The sequence below is a fragment of the Flindersiella endophytica genome (assembly GCF_054779015.1).
In genome coordinates this window covers 712,585-737,037 of the sequence record NZ_BAAGYY010000023.1, presented here as the reverse complement: position 1 = coordinate 737,037, position 24,453 = coordinate 712,585, and the positions used below count along the sequence as shown (strand labels likewise).

Genomic DNA, 24,453 nt, shown 5'->3' with positions numbered 1-24,453 from the left:
GTCCGATCATGGTGGACGAGGCATTTCCCGAAGGGTTCCTGTGGGGCACGTCAACGGCGGCGCACCAGGTCGAGGGCAACAACGTCAACAGCGACCTGTGGGCGTTCGAACACGCGCCGGACTCCGTCTTCGCCGAACCGAGCGGAGACGCCTGCGACCACTACCGCCTGTACCGCGACGACATCCGGCTGCTCGCTGAGCTGGGGTTCAACGCCTACCGCTTCTCGATCGAGTGGGCCCGGGTCGAGCCGGAGGACGGGTTCTTCTCGCGGGCGGCACTGCGGCACTACGCCGACGTACTCGACGCGTGTGCGGAGTTCGGGCTGACGCCGGTCGTCACGTTGCACCATTTCACCAACCCACGTTGGGTGTCGCGGCTCGGCGGGTGGTCCAACTCCGGGCTGCCGGAACGGTTCGCGGCGTACGTGTCGGCGGTGATGTCGGAGCTGGGCCCGCGGATTCCGTACGCCTGCACGATCAACGAGGCCAACATCGCGGTGATCCTGCGGCAGGTCGGCGCACCGAGCGACGGGCCGTCGATGTTCATGAACTCCGGGTCGCCGGAGGCGCTGGAGGTGATCAGGCAGGCGCACGTGGCGGCGCGCGCGGCCGTTCGTAAGGCCAGCCCGTCGACGTCGGTGGGGTTGACGCTGGCCCTGCAGGACTATCAGCCGGCAGCGGGCGGTGAGGCGCGGGCGGCGGAGATGTGGCGGGAGACGTTCGAGGACTTCCTGCCGGCGATGGCGGAGGACGACTTCTTCGCGGTGCAGAACTACAGCCGGGTGCTGGTGGGGCCCGACGGCATGCTGCCGGCGCCGGAGGGTGCCGAGCTGACGCAGATGGGCTACGAGTTCTATCCGGAGGCGCTGGCCAACGTGATCCGCAAGGTGGCGCCCGTGGGCAAGCCCATCCTCGTCACGGAGAACGGCGTCGCGGCGACCGACGACGCGAGGCGGGTGGAGTTCGTCGACCGTGCGCTGGCCGGCGTCCGCTCCTGCCTGGCCGACGGGATCGATGTGCGCAGCTACCTCTACTGGTCGGCGTTCGACAACTTCGAGTGGGTGTTCGGCTACCGCCCGACCTTCGGCCTGATCGAGGTCGACCGCAGGACGTTCGAGCGGAGGGTGAAGCCGAGCGCCCGGCACCTGGGCGCTCTGGCTCGTGCGTCGTCGGGCCGTTAGGTCGTGGACCGTCAGGAAGCGGCGAGGTAGCCCAGGAGGTCCTGGCGGGTGAGCACGCCGATCGGCTTGCCGTCGTCGAGGACCAGGAGCGCGTCGGCGCCCTCCAGCACCGCGACCGCCTTGGAGACCGACTCACCCGCACCCAGCGCGGGCAGCGGCGCCGACATGTGCTCCTCCACGCGGTCGGCGAGCTTGGCCCGGCCGGAGTAGAGGGCGTCCATCAGCGCCCGCTCGTGCACCGATCCCGCCACCTCGGCAGCCATCACCGGCGGCTCGGCGCGGACGACCGGCATCTGCGACACGGCGTACTCCCGCAGGATGTCGATGGCCTCGGCGATCGTCTCGTTCGGATGGGTGTGCACCAGCGACGGGATCCCGTGGTCCTTGCGCCGCAGCACTTCGCCGACCGTCTCGGTGGACTCGGCCTGGATGAAGCCGTACTGCGACAGCCAGTCGTCGTCGAAGACCTTGGAGAGGTAGCCGCGGCCGCCGTCCGGCAGGAGCACCACGACGACCGCGTCCGGGCCGGCTTCGCGGGCCACGCGTACGGCCGCGGCGGCGGCCATGCCGGCCGAGCCGCCCACCAGCAGTGCTTCCTCCCGCGCCAGCCGCCGGGTCATCGCGAACGACTCCTGGTCGGACACCGCGATGATCCGGTCGCAGATCTTCTGGTCGTAGGTCTCGGGCCAGAAGTCCTCGCCGACGCCCTCGACGAGGTACGGCCGGCCGGTGCCGCCGGAGTAGACCGAGCCCTCCGGGTCGGCGCCGACGATCTGCACCTTGCCGTCGGAGACCTCCTTGAGGTAGCGCCCGACGCCGCTGATCGTCCCGCCGGTGCCGATGCCGGCGACGAAGTGGGTGATCCGCCCCTCGGTCTGCCGCCAGATCTCCGGGCCGGTGTCTTCGTAGTGGGACCGCGGGTTGTGCGGGTTGGAGTACTGGTCGGGCTTCCACGCGCCGTCGATCTCGCGGACGAGCCGGTCGGAGACGGAGTAATAGGAGTCGGGGTGCTCGGGCGGCACCGCGGTCGGGCAGACCACGACTTCGGCGCCGTACGCCTTGAGCACGTTGCGCTTGTCTTCGCTCACCTTGTCGGGGCAGACGAACACGCAGTGGTAGCCCTTGGCCTGCGCGACGATCGCGAGCCCGACGCCGGTGTTGCCGCTGGTCGGCTCGACGATCGTGCCGTCCGGGCGCAGCTTGCCCTCGGCCTCGGCCGCCTCGACCATACGCAGCGCGATGCGGTCCTTCACGCTGCCGCCGGGGTTGAAGTACTCGACTTTCGCCAGCACGAGACCCGCCGTGTCGTCGCTGACTTTGGCCAGCCGGACCAACGGTGTGTTACCAACGAGGTCCAGCAACGACTCGTAATACTGCATTGGAGAAATGTACGCCGCGAGAAGTCGATCACCGTGGAATCCCGGGGCTTGGCTCGCGCGTTGTCCCATATATGTGGGTGAAGGAGGCACGGTGATTCGCTCGGGAGCGGCCCGGAAGCTGGCGGCTGCCGCGCTGGTCGGCGGGGGTGGCGCGGGGCTGCTCGGAGGCACGCTGCTCGCCCTGCTGGCCGCCGAGGCACTGCTGGCGAAGCGTGTGATCGGTGGCGTGACCGGCGAGGCGCCGATGGCCGATGGCGTCTACGGAGTCGGCGGCACCGAGGGCGAACCCGTCTCGTTCGTCGTACTCGGCGACTCGTCCGCATGTGGTTACGGTGTGCACACGCCCGAGGAGACGCCTGGTGCGTTGCTGGCGATCGGGCTCGCCGCGCTCGCCGGGCGTCCGGTGCGGCTGACGAACGTCGCCATGGTGGGCGCGGAGTCCAAGCATCTGGCCGAGCAGGTGGAGCGGGCGCTGCCCGCCGAGCCCGACGTTGCTCTGATCATCATCGGAGGCAACGACGTCACTCACCGCACGACGCCGGCCGAGGCCGTGCCGCTGCTGGTCTCGGCGATCGAGCAGCTGCGTTCGGCGGGGGCGGAGGTCGTGGTCGGCACCTGCCCTGACCTCGGAACGATCCAGCCGGTCGCGCCGCCGCTGCGGCAGATCGTGCGGGGCTGGTCGCGCTGGCTGGCCCAGGCCCAGATCGAGGCGGCGCCGAAGGCGGGCGCGCGTGTGGTGGCGTTGGGCTCGCTGCTGGGGCCGGAGTTCGCGGCGGCGCCGCGTGAACTGTTCGGACCCGACCGCTTCCACCCGTCGGGTGCCGGCTACGCGAGCGCGGCGGCCGCGATCCTGCCGTCGCTGGCCGCAGCCGCCGGCTTCTGGCCCGACGACGAAGACGCCGACTCCCTGAGCGACGGGCAGCTGCTGGCCATCTCGTTCGCGGCAGTGCCGAAGCCGCGCGCTCACTGACGTCCCGACTGCACTGACTCGGCTGATCGGACTGAGCGGGCCGTGTCATGATCGGCGGATGTCGAGACTGCTGGTGACGGGTGCGAGCGGGTTCGTCGGATCGAAGGTTGTCGCGGTGGCCGAGGCGGAGGGCTACGAGCTGCGCGGCACGCAGGGCACGGCTGGCGGGTCCTGGCACCGGCTCGACATCTCCGACCGCCAGGCGACGCTCGACCACATCGCGGGCGTGAAGCCGGATGTCATCGTTCACGCTGCGGCCGGCCGGAATCCACACGACTGGGCGGTGATCGCGGACGGATCCGCGCACGTCGCGCAGGCGGCCAGGCAGGTCGGCGCCCGGATGGTGCACGTCTCCACCGACGCCGTGTTCGGCGGTGACCACGGCCCGTACGCCGAGGACGCCCTGCCGGCCCCGGTCAACCTCTACGGCTCGGCGAAGGCAGCGGCGGAGACGGCCGTCAAGGAGACGGCGTTGATCGTACGGATCTCCCTGGTCCTCGGCGGCGGGAACCACGAGCAGCTGGTGCATCGGGGCAGGCCGCACTACACGAACGCGCTACGGAGCCCGATCCACGTCCAGGACCTCGCGCGCGCCCTGGTCGACCTCGCCGGCTCCGACCTGACCGGCGTCGTGCACCTGCAGGGCGGCGACGACCTGAGCCGCTACGAGATCGCCCGCCTGATCGCCGTCCGCGACGGCCTGGACCCGGACGCCGTGCCGCGAGCCGAGGCGGCCATGCCGTACCCGCTCGACATCCGCCTGCGCAGCACGCGATGGCCGACGCTGCGCGGAGCGCGCGAGTTCCTCCGCCCCTAGGCCGCATACTGCGTCCAGTCACGGTTGCGTTTCCCTGGCGGAAACAGTACGGTTTCCATTATGGAAACTCATAGCGAAGGCGACCCGACCGCCAAGAAGGCGGCAGCCGAGGCTCTGGCCGCGGCCGAGGACAGCCGGCAGCGCACGAGGCGGGCGGACTATCCGGCGTGGTTCTGGTGGTCGACGGGTGTTGCTGTGGCGGCGATCGCTGTCGAGCTCTTGGTGCCGATGCCCTCGTGGGCGACGACGCTGCTCGGCTTCGCGGTGGTGGCGGGCTGCGGCGTGACTGCCTGGTCGACCGCCCGGGTCAGACGGCTGCGGGGAGCGCGCACCACGTCGACGATGGTGTGGTGGCTGGTGGTGCCCGCCGTGGCGTTGCTGGTGGTCGCGGGCGTGCTGCAGGTGATCGGCTGGTGGGCGGACCCGATCGGTGGGCTGCTCACGGCCGCCGTGGTCGGCGCCGTCTGGGTCGCCACCGGACTGAAGATCAGCCGACGGCCGGGGGCGCTGCGATGACCGTCAGGTCGTCGGCCGGCGGCGAGCCGGAGCCAGGGCCAGGGCCGGCCGAGGGGTTCGACTCGCTGATCCACGCCCCTGTACGCCTGCGGCTCTGCGCCAGCTTGCAGGCGTACGACGAGATCGAGTACAGCGCGATGCTGGAGATACTCGACATCAGCAAGTCCGCCCTGAGCAAGCACGTGGCGACCCTGGCCGACGCGGGCTATGTCGCCCAGCGGCGAGCGGTCAGGGACACTCGGCAGCGCGTGTGGCTCAGCCTCACCGATGCCGGACGCGCGGCCTACGAGCGCCACATCCACGCGCTGCGCCAGATCATCGGCGACGGCTGAGCACGGCCTAAGCCGGAGGCAGGACGGTGTCGAGGACGAGCTCGACGCGTCGCTCGAGCTCGGCGGCGCCGACCGGTGGGTTGGGACGGGCCAGCTGGTCGTACAACAGCCCGTCCAGCAACGCGATCAGCAGCCGCGCGTCGCGACGGGGATGGGCGACGCCTATCTCCTCGAGCAACGCTGCCAGCTGATCGGCGAGCGCATGGTTGGTCGCGTCGAGCAGGTCGCGGACGGCGGGATCGGAGCGGCCTTCGAGATAGATGAGGTAGCGAGCGTACTGCTGTTCCCGGCCCTCGCCCGCCCAGTGCTGGTAGATCCGCACGAACGTCCGCGTGAGTCCGGTCCGGCTCAGGGAGCCGGACGCGAAACGCACGTAGTCCTCGTTGTCCAGTTCCAGCAACCGGCTCAGGACGCCTTGCAGCAAAGCGGATCGGGTGCGGAAGTAGTAGCTCGCCGACCCGTTCGGCAACCCCGCCCGCGCGTCGACCGCGCGATGGGTCAGCCCGCGTAGCCCGCTCTCCGCTATCACGGTGATCGCCGCGTCGAGGAGGGCGGTGGCACGTGCGGTGCGAGTCACAGTCGCCAGCTTATCCACATCACCTCTACAGGTGTAGTGTCCTCTACAGATGTAGAGGAGGCGTACGGATGGACAGCGAACGCAGAGCAGTCGTCGTCGGAGCGGGGATCGGAGGGCTGGCGGTCGCCGGCGGGTTGGCGACCACGGGCTGGCAGGTCACCGTGCTGGAACGGGCGACCGAGCTGCGTCCGCTCGGCTCCGGCCTGGCACTTTGGCGCAACGCACTGACCGCGCTCGACCACCTCGCGCCCGAGCTGGCCGCCGAGCTGAGGAAGAAGCCAACCCTGCAAGGGCTGGCCGGCCTCCGCACGGCCGACGGCCGCTGGGTGGGACGGCTCACGGCCGAGACCGCCGAGGTGCCGATCTCCGTCGGACGGCCGGAGCTGTACGCCGGGCTGCGCGCCTGCGTCCCCGAGGACGCCTTCAGGTTCGGGCGCGCCGTCGAGTCGGTCCGCGAGACACCGGAGGGCGCGATCGTCCACGCCATCGGTGAGCACGGCGCCGAGGAGTACGAGGCAGAGCTCGTCGTCGCCGCCGACGGGATCGGCAGCCGGTTGCGCCGGGCGATCGATCCACGGCCGAAGATACGGTCGGCCGGATACATCTCCTGGCGCGGCATGGTCCCACCGCGGGACACGCCCCAGCTCGACGACGGTGGCGAGACCTGGGGCCTCGGCCAGCGGTTCGGCATGAACGTGATGTCCGACGGCGGCGTCTACTGGTACGCCACCCTCGCCGACGCCGACCCGAGAACCGCCGAGCTGCCCGGCACCGGCGACGACCGTGAGCACCTGCTGAGGTTCTTCGCCGGCTGGCACGACCCGATCCGTCCGCTGATCGAGCGCACGCCGCAAGGCGTGATCCTCCGCCACGACACCCCGACGCTGTGGCCGCTCCCGCGCACGTACGTCTCCGGCAGGCTCGCCCTGCTCGGCGACGCCGCCCATGCCATGACCCCCGACCTAGGCCAGGGCGCCTGCCAAGCACTGGAGGACGCGGTGGAGCTGGCCGGCGTCGTACGCGACGCGACCGGAGCCGGCATTCCCCAAGCGCTGCGGCGATACGACAGCCTGCGAAGGCCGCGTACGACCATGCTGGCCAAGCGTTCCCGGCTGGTGAGCCGGTTCTCCCAGCTGCGCAACCCGATCGCGGCCGGCCTGCGGAACGGCCTGCTGCGCATCGCCGGTCTGGGAGCCGCAGCCGGTGGCTTCGAAGCCATCGTCGCCTGGCAGCCGGGTCACGGATCGAGCCGCGACTAGACGATCTGTTCCAGGGGGTCGCCTGACGCGCGACGCCTGGCATCCACGCTGGCTGCGTTGTCGTCGATCGCCGGAGGCCCCTCCTGGCTCCTCCTCCGCCTGTGCCCACCCCCACGAACGGCGCCATCCGCCGCGCGCTTGACCGGCGACCCCTTGGAACAGATCGTCTAGGCCGCGCCTCATAACTATGGCCTGACTCGCGCCGCCCCGCATCCACGCTGACGGCACCGCGACCCTCGCCCGTACGCCCGACACGATCTTCGGCCCGCGGCACCGCCAGCACGGCGCGGCTGCGCCGCGAGCTCAACCAGCCCTACTTATGAGACACGACCTGGTACAACCCGTAGTCGGTGTTTCTTTCCGGGTGAAAACCACCGATACTGCTCCCTGTGGGCTTACCCTCGGCGCTGGTCGGACGGGACCCCGAGCTCGCCGTCTGGTCCGAGGTGCTTGGCTCGTTGCGGTCCGGCCCGGTCGGCTGCGTGCTCTACGGTGCCGCCGGCATCGGCAAGACAACGGTGCTCTCCGCCGCGATGGACGCCGCGAGGGCTCGTGGTTGTCATGTCCTGACAGCTGCTCCCGACGAGTCGGAGACCGCGCTCGCCTACGCCGGCCTGGCCGATCTGCTGGCCGGCGCACCGCCCGAGCTCCTGAAGAGCCTGCCGAAGCCCCAGCTGGCGGCGATCCAGGCGGCGCTGTACGGCGGCGAGCCGTTGCCGCCCGAGATCGCCCATCGCGCGCTCCGGGTGGCCGTGCTCCAGATCGTCCGCGTACTGGCCGCCGAATCGCCTGTGGTCATTGGGATCGACGACACGCAGTGGATCGACCCGACCACGGCCAAGCTCCTGGAGTACGTCCTCGAGCGGCTCGACCAGGAGCCGGTCTGCCTGCTGGCAGCGCTGCGCAGCGACCACGACGAGCTCCTTCCGTTCGGTATGGAGCAGGCCTTCCACGAGGACCGGCTGGTACGAATCGGCTTGCCGGGCTTGAGTTTGGGCGCGCTGCAACGCGTGCTCGCCGAACGGGTGGGCCTGGTCGTCGCCCGGACGAAGTTCCGCCGGATCGCGGCGGCGTCGGCCGGGAATCCCTTGCTGGCTTTGGAGATCGCGCTGGCCGGTCCGCTCGACGGTCCGCCGCCGAGCCCGTACGACGTCGAGGCGCTGGTCGCCAAGCGGTTGGGCACCATGCCGCAGGCGACGGTCGAGACGCTCGCGGTGGTCGCCGCCCTGGCCCGGCCGACCGTCGCGCTGGTGCGCTCGGCGCTGCCCGGAGTCGCCGACCGGGGGCTCGAGCAGGCCGAGGCGGCCGAGCTCCTGCAGGTCGACGACGGCGGGCGCGTCCGCTTCACGCATCCGGTGTACGCGACCACGGTGCTGGCCGAGCTGTCCGCTTCCGACCGGCAGGCGCTGCACGCCCGGCTGGCCGGCCTCGTCGACGACGTCGAGGAACGAGCCCGGCACCTGGCCGTGGCGTTCTCCGACCGCGACCCGCTCGTCGCGGCGAAGCTGGCCGAGGCGGCCGCCCAGGCCGAGGCGCGTGGCGCGCCGGAGGCCGCGGCCGAGCTGTGGGAGCTCGCCGGGCTGCGCACCCCGGAAGGCCAAGCGGGCTTACGGTTCGGCCGGATCGGGCACGCGGGTGTCAGCATCGCGCACGCCGGCGAACCGTCGCGGGCACGCGGCCCGCTGTCATCCGCGGTCCGGCGGCTACCGGCCGGTCGTGGCCGCGCACTGGCCCGGCTGGGCCTCGCCGACGTCAGCTTCAGCCAGGGCAGGACACGAGAGGCGGTCTCGCTGTGCCGGCGGGCGTTGCTCGACGCCGGCGACGATCACAGGCTGCGGGTCATCGGTGGCATAAAGGCCGGCTGGTACGGCACGCACCACGTACGCGAGCAGCTCGAGAGCGTGCGGCACGCGGCCGAGCTGCTGTCGCTCTGGCCGGACGAGGTGCGGGACGAGCCGGCGTTGTCCACGTGCGTCGAGCTGGTCACCGCCCAGCTGGGCTTCTACAACGGGTCCGGCCTCGACCGGGTGCGGATCGAGCGGGCCGGGGCGGCGTTGCCTCCGGACAGCCTGGAGTGGCCGGCGCGCTGGGCCCGGATGGCGTGGCGCTCGCTCACGGCGCATTTCGACCTGCGCGCCGCCCGTGCCGCGTGCGCCGCCGAGCTGGAGCTGGCGGGTGTGGTGGGCGACGAGCACTGGCGCTGCGCGGTCGGCGGGCAGCTCGCCGAAATCGACTACTGGCTCGGGGATTGGCGGCTGGCCAAGCGCGAAGCGGCGCAGGCGATGACGGTTGTGGCCCGCCCGGCCTGGCCGGCGTGGCCCGGTCCGCCGTCGTACGTACGCGGCCTCGCCGACGCGCACCTCGGCGACCTGGAGGCGGCGCAGCAGGCCGCCAAACGCGGAATCGAGTCGGCCGCCGCGATCGACGACCCGTGGATCTCGGCGGCCTACCTCGGCCTGCTTGGCTCGGTCGAGCTGGTCAGGCAGGACTACGCCGGAGCGGTGGAGTACTTCGAGCTCGCCGAGCACCTGGTCGAGGTGATCGGGCTGGCCGAGCCCGCCCGGCATCCGTTCCACGCCGACCAGGTGGAGGCCGTTGTGGGCCTGGGCGACCTCGACCGCGCGGCCGGCCTGGTGGAGTGGATGGAGCAGCGGGTCAAGGCCGCGCCGTACGCCTGGCTCAGCGCGGCGACCCACCGCAGCCAGGCCGTCCTCCGCGCCGCGACCGGCGAGCTGGAGGCGGCGCGGGACGCTCTGAGCTGCGGGTTGCGGGTGCTGGAGGGGCAGGGGATGCCGTTCGAGGAGGGCCGCACGCAGCTCTGGCTCGGCCGGGTCTGCCGTCGCCTGGGCGACCGTACGGCCGCAGCTGCCGCGCTGGGAACCGCGCGCGCGATCTTCGACCGGCTGGGCGCGCCGGTCTGGTCGGCGTTCACGTCCGAGGACTGAACCCTCGCAGGGACCCTGCGAGGGTTCAATCGCCAACTTTCCTTCCTGACTTATCTTGACGCTTGAAATAAGGTCGGCTACGTTCCGGAGCAGCAGCGACACCACTCGACGCGAGAGAGGGTTCGGCATGCTTCGTACTCGGACGATCGCCGGCTACGGCGTCGCGGTCGCGGCTCTGACCGCCGCGCTGCTCGTACCCGGCCTGCCGGCTTCCCGGCCGGCCCACGCGGCCGGTGAGACGGTCGACATCTGGCTGACCACGACCAGCGACTCGGGCGGCCGCGCCGTCACCCGAGGCCTCCAGCAGCAGGCGCCGATCACGTTCGGGCCCAACACCGGCAGCGGGACGACGGTGAACGTCGACGAAGGCACGACGTACCAGCAGTTCGACGGTGCCGGCGCCTCGATGACCGACACCACGGCCTGGCTGCTGCGCGGCAGCGGCGCCGTCAGCGCGGCCACCCGCGACCGGGTGCTGCGCGACCTGTTCGACCCGGTGAACGGCATCGGCGTGAGTTTCCTGCGCAACCCGATGGGCGCCTCCGACCTGGCCCGCTTCACCTACTCCTTCGACGACACCTGCTGCGACGTGAACGACTTCACGATCGCGCCGGACGCTGACGTGCTCGCGCTGACCAAGCAGGCGAAGTCGCTCAACCCCGCCGTCCGGGTGATGGGATCGCCGTGGAGCGCGCCCGCCTGGATGAAGGACAACAACTCGATGATCGACCAGGGCTGGCTGAAGGCGGAGTACTACGGGACCTACGCGCAGTACTTCGTGAAGTACATCCAGGCCTACGCCGCCCAGGGCGTACGCATCGACTACGTGTCGCCGCAGAACGAGCCGACCTGCTGCGGTCCCGGCACGACGTACCCTTCGATGAACTGGAACTCAGGCGGGCTCATCTTCTTCACCAAGGACAACCTCTGGCCGGCGTTCCGCGCCGCGGGCATCACGACCAAGACGCTCGTGCTCGACTTCAACTGGAGCAACTACGCCGGGCTCGGCGCGGCTCAGCTCGCCGACGCAGCGATCCGTAACGACCCGTTGTTCGGGGGCATCGCCTGGCACGGCTACGGCGGCGACGTCGCGACCCAGACGACCGTGCACAACCAGTACCCCGGCGTGCAGGCGTACGACACCGAGCACTCCGGCGGCACCTGGATCTCCAACCAGCACAGCGAGGACATGCACAACCTGATCGACTACACCCGTAACTGGGGACGTACGTGGGTCAAGTGGAGCCTCGGCGTCGACCAGAACATGGGGCCGCACAACGGCGGTTGTGGCACGTGCACCGGGCTCATCACCGTGCACAACGGCGACAGCCGTTCCGGGCAGGTCGACTACACCGTGGAGTACTACACGATGGGTCACCTGACGAAGTTCGTGAAGCCCGGTGCGTACCGGATCGCCTCGACCGCGAGCGGCACGATCCCCAACGTGGCCTGGAAGAACCCGGACGGCAGCAAGGCGCTGATCGCCTACAACGGCGGCACCAGCAGCCAGCCGCTCAAGGTGGTCTGGGGCAACCAGGCGTTCGTCTACACGCTGCCGGCGCGCACGTCCGCCACGTTCACCTGGTCCGGCACGCCCGGGTCGGGCGGCGGTGGCGGTGGCACCGGCGCGACCGGGCCGATCAGTGGGTACGGCGGGAAGTGCGTCGACGTCGCAGGAGCGAGCACGGCCAACGGCGCGGCCGTCCAGTTGTACGACTGCAACGGCACGGCCGCGCAACAATGGACCATGAGCTCCGACGGAACGGTCCGCGCGCTGGGCAAGTGCATGGACGTCACGGGCGGTTCGACCGCCGACGGCGCGCAGGTGCAGCTCTACGACTGCAACGGCAGCGGCGCGCAGCAGTGGACCTACACCGCCGGGCGCGACCTGGTGAACCCGCAGTCCGGCAAGTGCCTCGACGCGACCGGCCCGAGCTCGGCGAACGGCACCAGGCTGCAGATCTGGGCCTGCACAGGAGGCGCCAACCAGAAGTGGACGGTCCCAAGCTGAACAGGAACGCGACGTCGCGCGACGTACGCCGGGGCAACCGGTCGGTCCTGTTGTCCCGGCTGTACTTCGACGGGCCGTTGAGTCGGCTGGAGCTCAGCCGGATCACCGCGCTCAGCACGGCCACCGTCAGCAACCTCACCGGTGAGCTGCTCGAGGAGGGCCTGGTCGAGGAGGCCGGCTCGGTCGAGTCCGACGGCGGGCGGCCGCGCACGTTGCTGCGGATCGCGCCGCGGTTCGGGTACGTCGTGGGCGTCGACGTCGGCGAGACCGGCGTACGCGTCGAGCTGTTCGACCTGGCGATGACGCCGCTCGCGAAGGCCGACCATCCGGTGGCGTCGGCGCTGCCGGACCCTTCGCTGGTCGCCGACCGCGTGCTGACCGGGCTCGACCAGGTGCTGCTGGACGCCGGAGTGGCGGCGGATTCCCTGCTCGGCGTGGGGATCGGCGTGTTCGGCGTCGTGGAGCAGGGCTTGGAGGCGATCGTCGACGCACAGACGATCGGCTGGCGGGACGTACCGCTGGAACGGATGTTGCGTACGGGCACCAGCGCACCGCTGCACATCGACAACGGCGCGAAGACGCTCGGGCAGGCGGAGCTGTGGTTCGGTGCCGGGCGGGGTGCACAGCACGCCGTGATCGCGTTGGTGGGCTCGGGTGTGGGCGCGGCGGTCGTCACGCACGGCACGAGCTATCGCGGCGCGACGAGCAGCGCCGGCGAGTGGGGACACACGCGGTTGGTCTACGACGGGCGGCCGTGCAGATGTGGAGCGCGCGGCTGTCTGGAGGCGTACGTCGGCGCGGAGGGCATCCTGGACCGCTACCGGCAGGCCGGCGGTGCGGCGGCCGCGGTGGGCGGTTCGGAGGAGTCGGAGCTCGCGGCGCTACTCGTGGCCGCCGACGACGGCTCGGCGACGGCGGGTCGTGTGTTGTCGGAGACCGCGGGGTACCTCGGCGCCGGGATCGCGGACCTGATCAACCTGTTCAATCCGGAGCGAGTGGTGCTGTCGGGATGGGCGGGGCTGATGCTCGGCGGCCGGCTGCTGCCGGAGATCCGCGAGGCGGCGCGTTCCAACGCCCTGCGCCGCCCATTCGCTGGCGCGTCGATCGAACTCGGCCGGCTCGGGCCGGATGCGGTGGCCGTGGGTGCGGCGACGCTGCCGGTCGCGCGGCTGCTGGCGTCCGGTGGCGCGGTTTAGCTTTCTCGTTGCCCTCTTGTTGCTGCTTGCTCTTTGTCGGGCTTCCGGCGGGCCGGACCGCTCGGGTTCGGAACCGGGGCTTTTCCGGGGGATACATCGCTGTGCAGGGGTGCACGCACCCTTACCGTTCTAGCTGATCTTTACGGTGTGGCGCAGGTCGTTGTATCCCGTGGTGGCTTCCCAGAGGTCGTTGTTGGCAAGGCGGATCTTGTACTCCGGGCGCGTCCGCAGGCTCGGGCTGGGGTCTGGGAGCTCGAGCAGCAGCGCGTACGTGCCCGCGGGGAGATCGGCCGGCAGCGTGACGTTCTGGCTGACCGTCGCCGGCTGGCCGGCGGACCAGCGGCGGGGGTCGGTAGTGAGCGGGAGGCTGCGGACCGCACCGGACTGAGTGTTGCGCAAGATGAGGTTGACGGAGCGTGGGTTGTACGGCGCGGACCAGCCCTCGTTCGCGAGCTGGAGCCGGATCGGGAGCTTGCCGCCGCGGGTGGCGGAGTCCGGGAAGGTGCCCTGGCTCAGCGCGAACCGGTAACCCAGCTTGCGCTTCACCTCCGGCATGCAGCCGCCGGCCGTCCAGCTGTCGAGGACGCCCTGGTGGTAGTCGGTGTTGAGGTAGGAGTAGTGGAACAGCTCCATCTCCTGCAGCGCGGTCGCGCACTCCGAACGCGGCGGGTTGGGGTTGCAGGTCTCGCCGCCCATCGGCAGGTAGCGGGTTTCGGCTGCCAGGTAAGGATAATCGACGGCCGGGTCGATGTAGGTGCCGAAGTCGTCCGGGCTGGCCAGGAAGCAGTCGTTGTGCTGGCCGATGCGCGCCCGGGCCGTGCCGTTGTACGCCTCGCCGGGTGACAGCGCGGCGTCGCCGTACATCGTGCGCTTGTAGTACGGCGTGCGCACCTCCACCATCCGGTCCTTGGGGAGGACGGACAGCAGCTGCTCGACCATCGCCTTGCGGTTGGCCCAGTCGGCGGCGGTGACGTTGCCCTCGTCGCCGAAGTTGTTGGTGTACCACCACTCGCCCCAGGCGCCGATGAAGCCGGCCTGCACGACGGCGATCACGTCGCTGTTGCGCTGGAGGTAGGGGGCGAGTTGGTTCAGGTGCCCGGTGACGACCGCGGGCGATGCGTCGTCGCCTTCGGTCGACTGCGTGTACGCGAAGCGCAGGATCGTCTTCAAGCCTGCCGCGCGGATGGTGTCGGCCTGCTGCTGGAACTGGTCCAGGGCGGCTTGGCTGATCGGGCCGGTTTTGAACTCCGAGAGGTAGAACACGCACATGACCTGCGTGATCTGCTCGGTCTCGCGGTACTGCCGCAGGGTGGCGGCGTCGAAGTCGGCTTTGTCGCATTCGAGCGGGAAGTGGTAGAAGCCGCGCTCGGGATTCGCGATCACCTCGTCGGTCGGCTCGTACGTGACGACCGCCTTGTGGCCGGCAGCGGCGGGTGCCGGCTGGCTCGCTCCCGCAGCCGGGCCGGTCAGCCCGGCGAGTCCGAGGATCCCGACGACCAGGGCAGCCCCGAGCCGCCGCGTCGACGCTCCGCTCATGTTTCCCCTCCTCGATGCTGTACGTCTGCACAAACTAGTCTCGTTTCGGCGGGATGCAAGCACTTTCGCTCAGGAATACCTGCAGTTCGAAAACGGTTGGCATCAGTTACGGCAGGTCGGACATACTTGCCGCGCACGACCCGACGAAGGAGCGATTCGACAGATGCTGTTGCGAGGACGAGCTACCTAGGCCGAGCTGACCTCTCGGCCGGTTCGGCATGCCTCCGACTCGTTCATCCGCAAGCATCCGCGCCGTCCGCGCACTTCGCGAAAGAGGTCAATCGTGCGCTCCTCCAGCTCTTCCGTCTCGTCCATCGAGATTCGGCATACCCTGCTCGGCTTCTTCGAGCAGCGAGATCATCTGCTGCTGCCCTCGTCCTCCCTGATCCCGGACGATCCGAGCCTGCTGCTCACGACGGCGGGCATGGTGCAGTTCCTGCCGTACTTCACCGGCGAACGCACGCCGCCCGGCCCTCGGCTGACGACGGCGCAGCGTTGTGTGCGTACGGTCGACGTCGACAACATCGGGCAGACCGACCGGCACACCACGTACTTCGAGATGTTCGGCAACTTCTCCTTCGGCGACTACGACGGGCCGCAGGCGGTCGCATGGGCGTGGGAGCTGTTCACGTCGCACCTTGGCATTGACAGTGATCGGCTCTGGATCACCGTCTATCGCGACGATGACGACACCGTTGACATCTGGCGCTCGCTCGGCGTGCCGCTGGAGCGGATCCAGCGGCTCGGCATGGAGGAGAACTACTGGTCGGTGGGACGCCCGGGGCCGTGCGGGCCGTGCACCGAGATCTTCTACGACCGTGGGCCTTCGTACGGCCCGGACGGCGGGCCGGCGGTCGACACGGATCGCTTCCTGGAGCTGGGCAACGTCGTGCTGATGCGCCACGTTCGCGGCTCCGGTGGAACCGACGACGACTTCCCGGTGGTCGGCGACCTGCCCCGGCCGGGCATCGACGTCGGGCTCGGCCTGGAGCGGATCGCGATGGTGCTCCAGGACGCGAACCACATCCACGAGATCGACTCGTTCCGGCCCACGCTGGATCACCTGGCCGGGCTTTCTCCGGTCGACGACGTGGAATCCGTGCGCGTGGTGGTCGACCACCTGCACGCGACGGTGATGCTCGTCGCGGACGGCGTACTCCCGTCGGCGGGCGGCCGCGGGCACGTCATGCGCCGGCTGATCCGCCGCGCGCTGGGTCGGTTGCGCAGGCTCGACCTGCCGTCGAAGACGCTGACGTCGCTCGTGCCGTCCGTACTGGAAGGGCGACTCTCGCTGCGGCCGGACCTGATCGACGTCCGCCCGATCGTGGAGTCCGTGCTCACCGTGGAGACCAAGGCGTTCGACCGCGCGCTACGCCAGGGTTCCCGCCTCCTCCGGCGGGCGATCCGCCGTACGCTCGACCGTTCGGAAACCGTGCTGCCGGGCGAGTCCGCGTTCGAGCTCTACGACGCGTGCGGCATGCCACTGGAGCTGACGATCGAGCTGGCGCACGAGTCCGGCCTGACCGTCGACATCGAGCGGTTCGAAGAGTTGATGGAGGAGCATCGCACTCGCTCCGGCGGCGCCTAGGCGGCAGCGGCGACCTGGGTGCGCAGCTGGCTGAGGAACTCGATGTTCGTCCGCGTCTTGCGGAGGCTGTCCAGGAGCTGCTCGATGCCCTGGCGGCCTTCGCGGGAGGCGAGGGCGCGGCGGAGGCGGTGGGTGACGGCCAGCTCGTCGGGGGAGAGGAGGAACTCCTCGCGGCGGGTGCCGGACGCCTCGATGTCGATGGCCGGGAAGACGCGGCGGGTGGCAAGGATGCGGTCCAGCTTGAGCTCGGCGTTGCCGGTGCCCTTGTATTCCTCGTAGATCAGGGTGTCCCCGAGCGAGCCGGTCTCGACGAGCGACGTCGCGATGATGGTCAGGGAGCCGCCGTTCTCGAGGTTACGCGCCGCTCCTAGCAGGCGTTTCGGCGGGAACAAGGCCGTGGAATCGATGCCTCCGCTCAGGACGCGGCCAGACGATGGCGCTGCCAGGTTGTACGCGCGGCCCAGGCGGGTGAGCGAGTCGAGCAGGACCACAACGTCCTCGCCCTGTTCTACAAGGCGTTTGGCTCGCTCGATCGCCAGCTCGGCCAGTGCGGTGTGGTCGCCGGCCGGGCGGTCGAACGTGGAGGCGATCACCTCGCCCGGCGCGGTGCGCTGCATGTCGGTGACCTCCTCGGGGCGTTCGCCGACGAGGACGACCATCAGGTGACAGTCGGGGTGGTTCTTGCCGATGGCGGCCGCGATGTGTTGCAGGACAACGGTTTTACCGGCCTTCGGCGGTGCGACGATCAGGGCCCGCTGGCCCTTGCCGATCGGCATGACCAGGTCGATCGTACGGGTGGTGAGGTTGCCTGGCTCGGCCTCGAGGCGCAGGCGGGACGTCGGATGCAACGGCACCAAGTCGTTGAACTTCGGCCGCTTGCGGGCCGCTTCGGGCGCGGCGCCGTTGATCGTGTCGATGCGTTCCAGCGGCGCGAACGGTTGCCGCTTTCGCTTGCCCTGCTGGGTATCTTGTGGCTCGCCGACCGCGCCGGTGACGAGGTCGCCGCGGCGCAGGTCGTACTTGCGGATCATCGCCATGGACACGTACGCGTCGTCGGGGCCGGCGAGGTAGCCGGAGGTACGGACGAAGCCGCAGGTTTCCATGACGTCCAGAACTCCCTGGACAGTGGTGCTCATGCACAACCTCCTTGATGGTGTGCGAAGTCTTCGATGTGTGAGACATGTGAGATGTGGATTGGCTCGCAGAAAACGCTGCGATATGTGGTGAAATCTGAGGATTCTCGCGGGGGCGGTGAAAGAGCCGCCTGCATCCGGCAAGATCAGACAGCAACTACGGTAGCAGGCCTGCCGCGCCGCCGGCAAGCACCATCGACCTGTAATGGTTTCGCGGCTGCCGACACAAAGGGGACATGACGCCAGCGGAGGAGACAGACGACGATGCGTTCGTCCAGCTCTACGAGCAGCACTACTGGGCGATCGTGCGGTTCGCGACGCGCCGCGTCGACGGTACGGAGGCGGCGCGCGATGTCGCCGCCGAGACGTTCGTCGTCGCGTGGCGCCGGCGCGACCGGATACCGAAGGCAGAGCCACTGCCGTGGCTGTACCGCGTCGCGGGGAATCTGATCCGCAACGAGTACCGCCGCCGGACCAGGGACGCCGAGCTGCACGCCCGGTTGCGTGAGCGGGCCGGGCAGTCGGAGGCCCACGACCGGTCCGCACCTGACCTCGCCGACCACGTGGCGTGGTCTCAGCGGTTGGATGCGGTCCTTGCCGCGCTCCGGACGCTCAGCGAGAAGGACCAGGAAGTGCTTCGCCTGCACGCATGGGAAGGCCTTGCGGGCAAGGACCTCGCGGTCGCGCTCGGCTGTACGACCGGTTCGGCGGCGGTCCGGCTCCATCGGGCCAGGCGCCGGCTCGAACGGGCACTTCGATCGGCGCCGGACAATCCGGGCGCCGGTACGTTCCACCTCTTGTCGAGAAGGGCTTTGAACCATGCGGACGACTGACACGATCGAGCAGTTGCGCCGGGCGGACCCCGCCGGCACAATGACCGACCGGGCGCTGGACGAGCGGGCCCGGGCAGATCTACACGTGATCCTCGCTGGGACAGCCGACACAGCCACAACCGGCAAAACCCGCGGAACATTCCCGACCCGCCGGTTCGTCGTCGTGGCGGCGCTCACCGGAGTCGCGGCGACGCTCGCGGTCGGCGGGATCCAGCTCATTGATCCGCTCGGCGAACGGCAGGTGGCGGAGGCTGCGACCCCACCCTTGTTGCCAGGCGAGCTCGACCCGGGCGATCCGGCCCGCGAGGCTCTGCTGGCGCTGGCCGAACGTGCCGAGGCCGACACGACTATCCCCGGCGACACCGATCGGCACCTGGTCCGTACGCGGAACTGGAACCTGCAGACGGACGCCGGCGACGATCGCGTCACGTCTAGGGTCGTGGAAATGCACGGCGAGCTGCGGTGGAACGCCGACCTGTCCGGCCGCGAGACCAGCACGACCGAAGGCAAGACAGACGTGACGACCTGGCCGCCGGGCGAGTATCAGGGGTATTACACGCATCCGTTGCCGGCCGAGCGGGGAGCCCTGCTCGAGCAGCTCGAGCCTGGGCATCACATCTCGGAGTACGGCACGCCTGGCTTGCTCGACGCGATCGTCGACGTCTACGCGGAGTCGACGCCGGCTCCTGCCGTCCGCGGCGCACTGCTCCGGCTGCTGGCCGAGCGCGACGATGTGGCCACCCTCGGCACGATCAGGGACCGGCTCGGGCGGCGGACCGACGCGTTCGCGCTGGACAGCGAGCAGGGCGGCCTTCCGAACCGGCGGATCCTGATGTTCGACCCCGCGACCGGACGGCTGCTCGCCGAGGAGGAGGTGCTGACCGAGCGCCCCGGCCTGCTGAACGTCCGGATCCCAGCGGTGTTCGGCTACAGCCTTTACCTCTAGACGGACTCAGGACCAGCGGACGTGCAGCGCCGGCGGCTTGCGGAAGACCAGCCCGCGAGCCGCCGGCCTCGGCTGGTCCTCGTCCAAGCGCAGCCCGGGAAGGTCGAGCAAGGCCTGGAGCGCCGTACGCACCTCCAGCCGGGCCAGGTCGGCGCCGACGCAGAAGTGCGGGCCGTGGGCGAACGCCAGGTGCTGCCGGGCGTTCGCCCGCCTTACGTCGAAGCGATCCGGGTCGGTGAACACCGCCGGGTCGCGATTGGCGCCGGCCAGTGAGACCGTCACCAGGTCGCCGGCGGCGATGGACGCTCCACCGAGTGAGATGTCACGGGTGGCGTAGCGGTCGACGACCGCGGCGGCCGGTTCGAGCCGGACCGACTCCTCCAGGGCGTTGTCCAGCAGGGCGGGATCGGCGCGGACCAACGCCAGCTGGTCCGGGGCCGACAGCAGATGCAATGCAAGGTTGACGATCTCGCCCTCGGTGGTCTCGATGCCACCGAACATCAGCACGGCCGCGTTCGACACCAGCTCGTCGACCGACAGCCCGCTGTCGCCGTGGGCGGCGGCAAGCGAGGCGGCGATCGACGACCGCAGCTCGTCGAACGCCCGCGCACCCGCCGGAGAGGCGGGCCGGCCGGAGGAGATGTCGGTCACGGCCGACACGATCGCGTCGTACCAGCCGAGCACCGCCGAAGCGTTGGTACGCCCGAGGCCGAGCGCCTCGGTCACCACCGCGACCGCCAGCGGCCCGGCCAGGCCGCGCCGGAGCTCGGCCTGGCCGTCCGCGCGGAAGCCGTCGACCAGGCGGCGCGTCTCGGCGGTCACGAAGTCGCCGTAGCGCTCGCGGACCTGCCGCGGCTTGAACTCCGGCGCGAACGCCGCGCGATGCCGGCCGTGTGCGGCGCCGTCCAGCGACAGCATGCTCGGCCCCACCACGGCGGCGGTCGAGAACCGAGGGTCGTCGACGGTGAAGTCGGAGGCTGCCCGGAGCACGGACTGGGCCAGATCGTGCCGCGTCACCAGCCAGCCGTTGAGCGCCGGCAGCCACGACACCGGCTCGCTCGCCCGCAGCCGGGCGTGCAGCGGATGCGGGTCGGCCTCCAGCTCGGCGAGCGTGGCGGCGGCACCGATCGGAAACACCCCGCAACGCTACCTCGCGTCCGGATTCACCGCCGTGATCAGGTTCGCGGTGTGCCGGATCCATACGCCGCGCTCGGTCTCGTACGGCCGTAGAGCTTCGGCCAGCTCGGCTCGCACGGCGTCAATCTGCTCCTGCGTGGCGAACGTGAACGCGTGCCGCACCGGGCCCCAGCCGCAGATGAAGTCCCTGGCGTCGTGGACATCGTCTCCCCACCAGGTTCCCGCCTCGACCGGCGTCGACCGGACGCCGGTGTAGCCCGCGGCACCGAAGACCTCCGCCACCCGGGTGGCCTCGGCCAGGGACAGCGGCCCGGTGCCGGCCGGCTGGTCCTGCGGTTCCGGCACGGTGACGTGCTTGTGCACGGTCGCGAACACGGGCAACAGCTGGTTGCGCGGGCCCGCGCTCATCGCGAGGAACGCGACCCGCCCGCCCGGGCGCAGCGCCTGCCTGATGTTGCCGAACGCCGCCACCGGATCGGCGAAGAACATGATGGCGAACCGGCTGATCGCGACGTCGAACTCCCTTGCCGGGAACGGAAAGACCTGCGCGTCGCCGCGCTCGAACGTGACGTTCGACAGGCCCTCGGCCTCGGCCAGCTGGCGGGCGCGGGTCAGCATCGGCACCGACAAGTCGACTCCGAGGACGTTGCCGTTGACCGCGCGCTGCGCGGCCAGCCGCGTGGTCTGCCCGTTGCCGCAGCCGATGTCGAGCACGTTGTCGGACTCACCGATCCCGGCCGCATCGAAGAGGATCGTGTTGAACTCCTCGTTGCCGTGGTCGTAGCGCTCCTGGTTGTCGGCCCAGTGCCGGCCCTCGTAGCCGTTCCAGGCCTCGGACTGGTGCGTGTTCACGATCGTCGTCATGCGAACGATTCTGCCCGCGCGTCCGGCCGGCCAACGTCGGTTCCGGGACGGCAGTCGCGCCTGCCCCCGGTGCGGTAGCCGGAGTTCGCCGCTACTCCCGGCGGAGTAGAACGAATCCGGGAGCCGGATACTGAAACCGGTAGGCTGAATCGCCGTCTAGCTTGGGGGATGCGAAGGCCGGCCGTAGTCCGGTGTGTTCCGGGGGGAAATCGGCATGGATGTCGTCTTCAGGGTCGACTTGGTTGAAGCCAAGTCCGAATGGGTGATCGTCTGCGAGTCGTCCGCAGGCGGCCGGGTCGTGCGCCGGCTCGACAACCCGTTCGCGGTCGCGGAGCTCGAAACCCTTCTGGAGAAGGTGGAAACCAACCTGCTCCGGTCGGCGGCATCGGTGATCACGCGCCGGGCGAAGGGGCATGAGCGAGTAGTCAAGGAGTTCGGTGAGCGCCTGACCGGAATCGTCCTCGGTGACGACGCTCGGCTCCTGTTCGATCGTTCACGCCGGCGGGCCAAAGAGACAAACGGAGATCTTCGGGTACTGGTCAATCCGAACGGGCCGTTAATCGCTCGTATTCCGTGGGAATTCCTTGCCGACCCGCTGATCCCCGACGACTACCTCGCGCTGCGGGTGCCGGTCGTTCGAACGCCTCATCTCCCGGAGGGAAGGCCGCCGCTGGAGATCGAGCCGCCGTTGCGAGTGCTCGGGGTCATCTCGAGGCCCACCGATCTGGCCGAGCTCGATGTCGAGGGCGAGCGCGACCGGATCTCCCAGGCGTTCGGCCAGTTGAGCTCCGGCCTGGTCGAGCTGACCTGGCTGCCGGGTGACCGCTGGCGAGATCTCGCGACAGCGGTCCGGAACGGTCGCTGGCATGTTCTGCACTTCATCGGACACGGCGGCTTCGACGAGGGGACCAGCTCCGGCTACATCGAGCTGACCGATGACGCCGGGGCGGCCACCCAGGTCCCGGCAGCCGACCTCGCCCGGCTCGTCGCCGGCAACGACGATCTGCGGATGGTCGTCCTGAACGCCTGCGAGTCGGCCGCCGCGGGTACGGATGGCGTCTTCTCCAGCACGGCCGCGAAGCTCATGCGCGACGGCGTACCGACGGTGGTCGCGATGCAGTACGAGATCACCGATCCCGCGGCTCTCGTCTTCTCCTGCTCGTTCTACGAGAGCATCGCGCGAGGCTCTCCGATCGATCGCGCCGTGACGCTCGCCCGTGAGTCGGTCAAGATGGCCTTGCACAGCCTGGAGTGGGCCACGCCGGTGCTGTTCCTGGCCTCCGGAGACGTCCAGACGTTCGTCACGTCCACGTACTCACCACACCACGTGGTCCAGCCGGAGTGGACGGAACGGGCGAAGGACGCCACGAAGAGCGCGACTCCCGATGCGACACCCGCACCCGTCCGGTCCGCCGCACGCGAGCCCGCTCCCGCGCCCACAGCCGCCAGGACCACGCCGGCGATCGTTTCGCACCAGCCGAGGCGCACCGGCCCTGAACCCCAGCCGATCCACCAGTTCGCCGCCCGCGACTCGCTGTTCTCTGTCGCACTCGGCCCGAAGAGTCTGCTGGCCGCGGCCGGCGAGGCCGGCGTCCACGTACTCTCCTCCTCCTTGCGGGAGCTCTCGACCTGCTCGCTGCCGCAGGCCGGCCACGCCCGCCGGGTCGCGTGGAGCCCGTGGCCGCGTCACCTCGCCTCGATGCACGACGACTGCTCTGTCGTCGTGTGGGACCTGGAGTCGGCGACGCCGCTCCGGGTGCTGCGCGTCCGAGGCCCGCGAGCCTTGCACGCGTTGGCGTTCAGCCCGGACGGGCACTGGATCGCCGTCACCGGATCGGATCTGCGGGTCCACATCTACGACGTGCAGGGCGTGGAGGCGTTGGCCATCCCGGTCGGCCGTCCGGCGACGTTTCCGGGCATCCAGCAGACGGCACCGTCGGCGTTGCCGGCCCTTCAGTTCACCTCCGACGGCGACGTCCTGGTCGGTGGCAGCGACGGCCTGGTGCGCCGGTACGACCACGCGGGACGGCAGCTGATGAGCTGGCAGCACCCGCAACCCGTCGTGGGGCTGACGGCGCGCGACGACAGGCTGATCGCCGCGGGCTTCCACGGACAGGTGCTGGCCTGGACGCCGGCCGGCCGGCCGCTCCACGACCTGGATCGGCTCGGAGCCGTCCGGCATCCGGCGGTGTCGCCGAACGGCACGTACCTCGCAGGTATCGGCGACGACTCGCAGTGCCACGTCTGGGGCCAGGCGGGCTCGCCGGTGGCGACGTACCCCGTGGGCAGCACCTGCGTCGGGGTCACCTTCGCCGGCCATATCGGCCGTACCGACCGGGTGATCGTCGGCACCGTCACCACCGGCGTCCAGGCCTGGCCGTTCGACCCGCCCACATCCGACAGGACCGCTCATGAACGAGGTTGAGATCTACTGGCCCGCGGCTCTTCCGCAGGAAGCCCTGCGGGATGCCCAGGAGTTGTTCCACGAGCTCGGCGTCGAAGCGACCGGCCGGCTCGAACCGAGCCGTCGCGGCGACCCGGGCCTGACTGTCCTCGTCCTGCTCACCACCTCGGTGCTGGAACCACTCCTCACCGCGTTCGCCCAACGGCTCGGCTCCGACGCACTCCCGGCGCTGCGGCGCCTGGTGCGCCAGCTGTTCGGCCGGCCGGACGCGTCGGTCAAGCCTGCGACCGTGGTGTTCGAGTCGACCGCGAGCGGTGCGCAGTTCATCTTCACCCAGGACCTGCCCGACGAGGCCTACCGCAAGGCCCTCCTGCTGAATCCCGGCGACGAGCCAGGACGGTGGACCTGGGATCCCGGCTCCAGGGAGTGGGCCCGCTTCGAACCCCGCCTGCGACACCAACCGGAGAAACCCGATGACGACTCCTGAGCCTCCACCCAAACCCGAACCAGAGCGCGAGACCGAACCCGAGGACGTCTGGGGCACCGCCCAGACGCCTTGGCGGAACGCCCAACCGCCGCAACCGCCCGGGCAGCCGCCGGCCGGCTTCCGGCCGCTGCCGGGCCAACCAACGCCACCGGCCGGGCGGCCGCCGCCCGGATCCCGGCCACTGCCCCTGCAGCCGCAGCCTCCCGCCTTCAGCGCCCCACCGCCGCCGAGATCGTCCCGCTGGAGCCAGCCCCTGGTGATCGGCGGCATCGTCTTCGGCGTCTGGGTTCTGCTGTTCCTGGTCTTCGCGATCGTGGGCGCCTTGTCCGGGTACTAAAGTCG

The 24,453-nt window shown here is 70.2% G+C and carries 21 protein-coding genes; 15 read left to right on the top strand and 6 right to left on the bottom strand.

What is annotated here, in order from left to right; translation table 11 throughout:
* Positions 1-8 precede the first annotated feature (8 nt).
* Complete coding sequence (locus tag ACYVF6_RS27755; RefSeq protein ID WP_460525510.1) at positions 9-1,181, top strand: glycoside hydrolase family 1 protein; 1,173 nt, start codon at positions 9-11, stop codon at positions 1,179-1,181.
* Between the two features lie 11 nt (positions 1,182-1,192).
* On the opposite strand, the gene ACYVF6_RS27750 is transcribed toward ACYVF6_RS27755, so the two are convergent.
* On the bottom strand, positions 1,193-2,560 hold the full coding sequence (locus tag ACYVF6_RS27750) for a cystathionine beta-synthase (RefSeq protein WP_460525509.1): 1,368 nt from the start codon (positions 2,558-2,560) through the stop codon (positions 1,193-1,195).
* 91 nt (positions 2,561-2,651) lie between these two features.
* On the opposite strand from ACYVF6_RS27750, the gene ACYVF6_RS27745 reads away from it, so the two are divergent.
* The 4 genes from ACYVF6_RS27745 to ACYVF6_RS27730 are packed head-to-tail and all read left to right on the top strand — an operon-like array spanning position 2,652 to position 5,195.
* Positions 2,652-3,530 carry an SGNH/GDSL hydrolase family protein gene (locus ACYVF6_RS27745; protein ID WP_460525508.1) on the top strand — a complete coding sequence of 293 codons (879 nt, stop codon included), beginning with the start codon at positions 2,652-2,654 and terminating at the stop codon, positions 3,528-3,530.
* 58 nt (positions 3,531-3,588) lie between these two features.
* Positions 3,589-4,347, top strand: coding sequence for an SDR family oxidoreductase (locus tag ACYVF6_RS27740; RefSeq protein WP_460525506.1), 759 nt, complete (start codon positions 3,589-3,591; stop codon positions 4,345-4,347).
* A 60-nt stretch (positions 4,348-4,407) separates the two neighbouring features.
* Positions 4,408-4,863, top strand: coding sequence for a hypothetical protein (locus ACYVF6_RS27735; RefSeq protein WP_460525505.1), 456 nt, complete (start codon positions 4,408-4,410; stop codon positions 4,861-4,863).
* Positions 4,860-5,195 (top strand): transcriptional regulator, encoded by a 336-nt coding sequence (locus ACYVF6_RS27730; protein ID WP_460525504.1) that lies wholly within the window; start codon positions 4,860-4,862, stop codon positions 5,193-5,195. Before ACYVF6_RS27735 ends, ACYVF6_RS27730 begins: the two co-directional genes overlap by 4 nt.
* A 7-nt stretch (positions 5,196-5,202) precedes the next feature.
* Here ACYVF6_RS27730 and ACYVF6_RS27725 read toward each other — a convergent pair whose 3' ends face one another.
* On the bottom strand, positions 5,203-5,772 hold the full coding sequence (locus ACYVF6_RS27725; protein WP_460525503.1) for a TetR/AcrR family transcriptional regulator: 570 nt from the start codon (positions 5,770-5,772) through the stop codon (positions 5,203-5,205).
* 68 nt (positions 5,773-5,840) lie between these two features.
* On the opposite strand from ACYVF6_RS27725, the gene ACYVF6_RS27720 reads away from it, so the two are divergent.
* The 4 genes from ACYVF6_RS27720 (at position 5,841) to ACYVF6_RS27705 (ending at position 13,183) form a co-directional block, all read left to right on the top strand.
* A complete protein-coding gene (locus tag ACYVF6_RS27720) occupies positions 5,841-7,031 on the top strand; it encodes a flavin-dependent monooxygenase (RefSeq protein ID WP_460525502.1) in 1,191 nt (396 codons plus the stop codon).
* A gap of 389 nt (positions 7,032-7,420) precedes the next feature.
* Positions 7,421-9,976 (top strand): ATP-binding protein, encoded by a 2,556-nt coding sequence (locus tag ACYVF6_RS27715; protein ID WP_460525501.1) that lies wholly within the window; start codon positions 7,421-7,423, stop codon positions 9,974-9,976.
* A 127-nt stretch (positions 9,977-10,103) separates the two neighbouring features.
* Positions 10,104-11,987 carry a ricin-type beta-trefoil lectin domain protein gene (locus ACYVF6_RS27710; RefSeq protein ID WP_460525500.1) on the top strand — a complete coding sequence of 628 codons (1,884 nt, stop codon included), beginning with the start codon at positions 10,104-10,106 and terminating at the stop codon, positions 11,985-11,987.
* Positions 11,969-13,183 carry an ROK family protein gene (locus tag ACYVF6_RS27705; protein WP_460525499.1) on the top strand — a complete coding sequence of 405 codons (1,215 nt, stop codon included), beginning with the start codon at positions 11,969-11,971 and terminating at the stop codon, positions 13,181-13,183. The genes ACYVF6_RS27710 and ACYVF6_RS27705 overlap by 19 nt, the downstream gene beginning before the upstream one ends.
* Positions 13,184-13,312: 129 nt before the next feature.
* On the opposite strand, the gene ACYVF6_RS27700 is transcribed toward ACYVF6_RS27705, so the two are convergent.
* Positions 13,313-14,719: a DUF4832 domain-containing protein gene (locus ACYVF6_RS27700; RefSeq protein WP_460525498.1), complete on the bottom strand. Its 1,407-nt coding sequence runs from the start codon at positions 14,717-14,719 to the stop codon at positions 13,313-13,315.
* Positions 14,720-15,002: 283 nt separating this feature from the next.
* Between ACYVF6_RS27700 and ACYVF6_RS27695 the strand changes: the two genes are divergently transcribed.
* On the top strand, positions 15,003-16,307 hold the full coding sequence (locus ACYVF6_RS27695) for an alanine--tRNA ligase (protein ID WP_460525497.1): 1,305 nt from the start codon (positions 15,003-15,005) through the stop codon (positions 16,305-16,307).
* On the opposite strand, the gene rho is transcribed toward ACYVF6_RS27695, so the two are convergent.
* Positions 16,304-17,443 carry a transcription termination factor Rho gene (gene rho, locus ACYVF6_RS27690; protein ID WP_460525496.1) on the bottom strand — a complete coding sequence of 380 codons (1,140 nt, stop codon included), beginning with the start codon at positions 17,441-17,443 and terminating at the stop codon, positions 16,304-16,306. The two genes, ACYVF6_RS27695 and rho, sit on opposite strands and share 4 nt — an antisense overlap.
* Positions 17,444-17,676: 233 nt before the next feature.
* Here rho and ACYVF6_RS27685 point away from each other — a divergent pair, with 233 nt between their 5' ends.
* Together ACYVF6_RS27685 and ACYVF6_RS27680 are read left to right on the top strand one after the other, a co-directional pair.
* The gene (locus ACYVF6_RS27685) at positions 17,677-18,273 is read left to right on the top strand and encodes an RNA polymerase sigma factor (RefSeq protein WP_460525495.1); all 597 of its coding nucleotides are present in this window, start codon (positions 17,677-17,679) and stop codon (positions 18,271-18,273) included.
* Positions 18,260-19,219: a hypothetical protein gene (locus ACYVF6_RS27680; protein WP_460525494.1), complete on the top strand. Its 960-nt coding sequence runs from the start codon at positions 18,260-18,262 to the stop codon at positions 19,217-19,219. Before ACYVF6_RS27685 ends, ACYVF6_RS27680 begins: the two co-directional genes overlap by 14 nt.
* A 6-nt stretch (positions 19,220-19,225) precedes the next feature.
* On the opposite strand, the gene ACYVF6_RS27675 is transcribed toward ACYVF6_RS27680, so the two are convergent.
* Together ACYVF6_RS27675 and ACYVF6_RS27670 are read right to left on the bottom strand one after the other, a co-directional pair.
* On the bottom strand, positions 19,226-20,356 hold the full coding sequence (locus tag ACYVF6_RS27675; RefSeq protein ID WP_460525493.1) for a cytochrome P450: 1,131 nt from the start codon (positions 20,354-20,356) through the stop codon (positions 19,226-19,228).
* Positions 20,357-20,365: 9 nt separating this feature from the next.
* Positions 20,366-21,220, bottom strand: coding sequence for a class I SAM-dependent methyltransferase (locus ACYVF6_RS27670; protein WP_460525492.1), 855 nt, complete (start codon positions 21,218-21,220; stop codon positions 20,366-20,368).
* A 214-nt stretch (positions 21,221-21,434) separates the two neighbouring features.
* Between ACYVF6_RS27670 and ACYVF6_RS27665 the strand changes: the two genes are divergently transcribed.
* From ACYVF6_RS27665 to ACYVF6_RS27655, 3 genes are read left to right on the top strand one after another with little or no spacing between them, the layout of a single operon-like run.
* Positions 21,435-23,645 (top strand): CHAT domain-containing protein, encoded by a 2,211-nt coding sequence (locus ACYVF6_RS27665; protein ID WP_460525491.1) that lies wholly within the window; start codon positions 21,435-21,437, stop codon positions 23,643-23,645.
* Positions 23,632-24,111, top strand: a complete 480-nt coding sequence (locus ACYVF6_RS27660) for a hypothetical protein (protein WP_460525490.1) — start codon at positions 23,632-23,634, stop codon at positions 24,109-24,111. Before ACYVF6_RS27665 ends, ACYVF6_RS27660 begins: the two co-directional genes overlap by 14 nt.
* Positions 24,098-24,448, top strand: coding sequence for a hypothetical protein (locus tag ACYVF6_RS27655; protein ID WP_460525489.1), 351 nt, complete (start codon positions 24,098-24,100; stop codon positions 24,446-24,448). Before ACYVF6_RS27660 ends, ACYVF6_RS27655 begins: the two co-directional genes overlap by 14 nt.
* Positions 24,449-24,453: the final 5 nt, after the last annotated feature.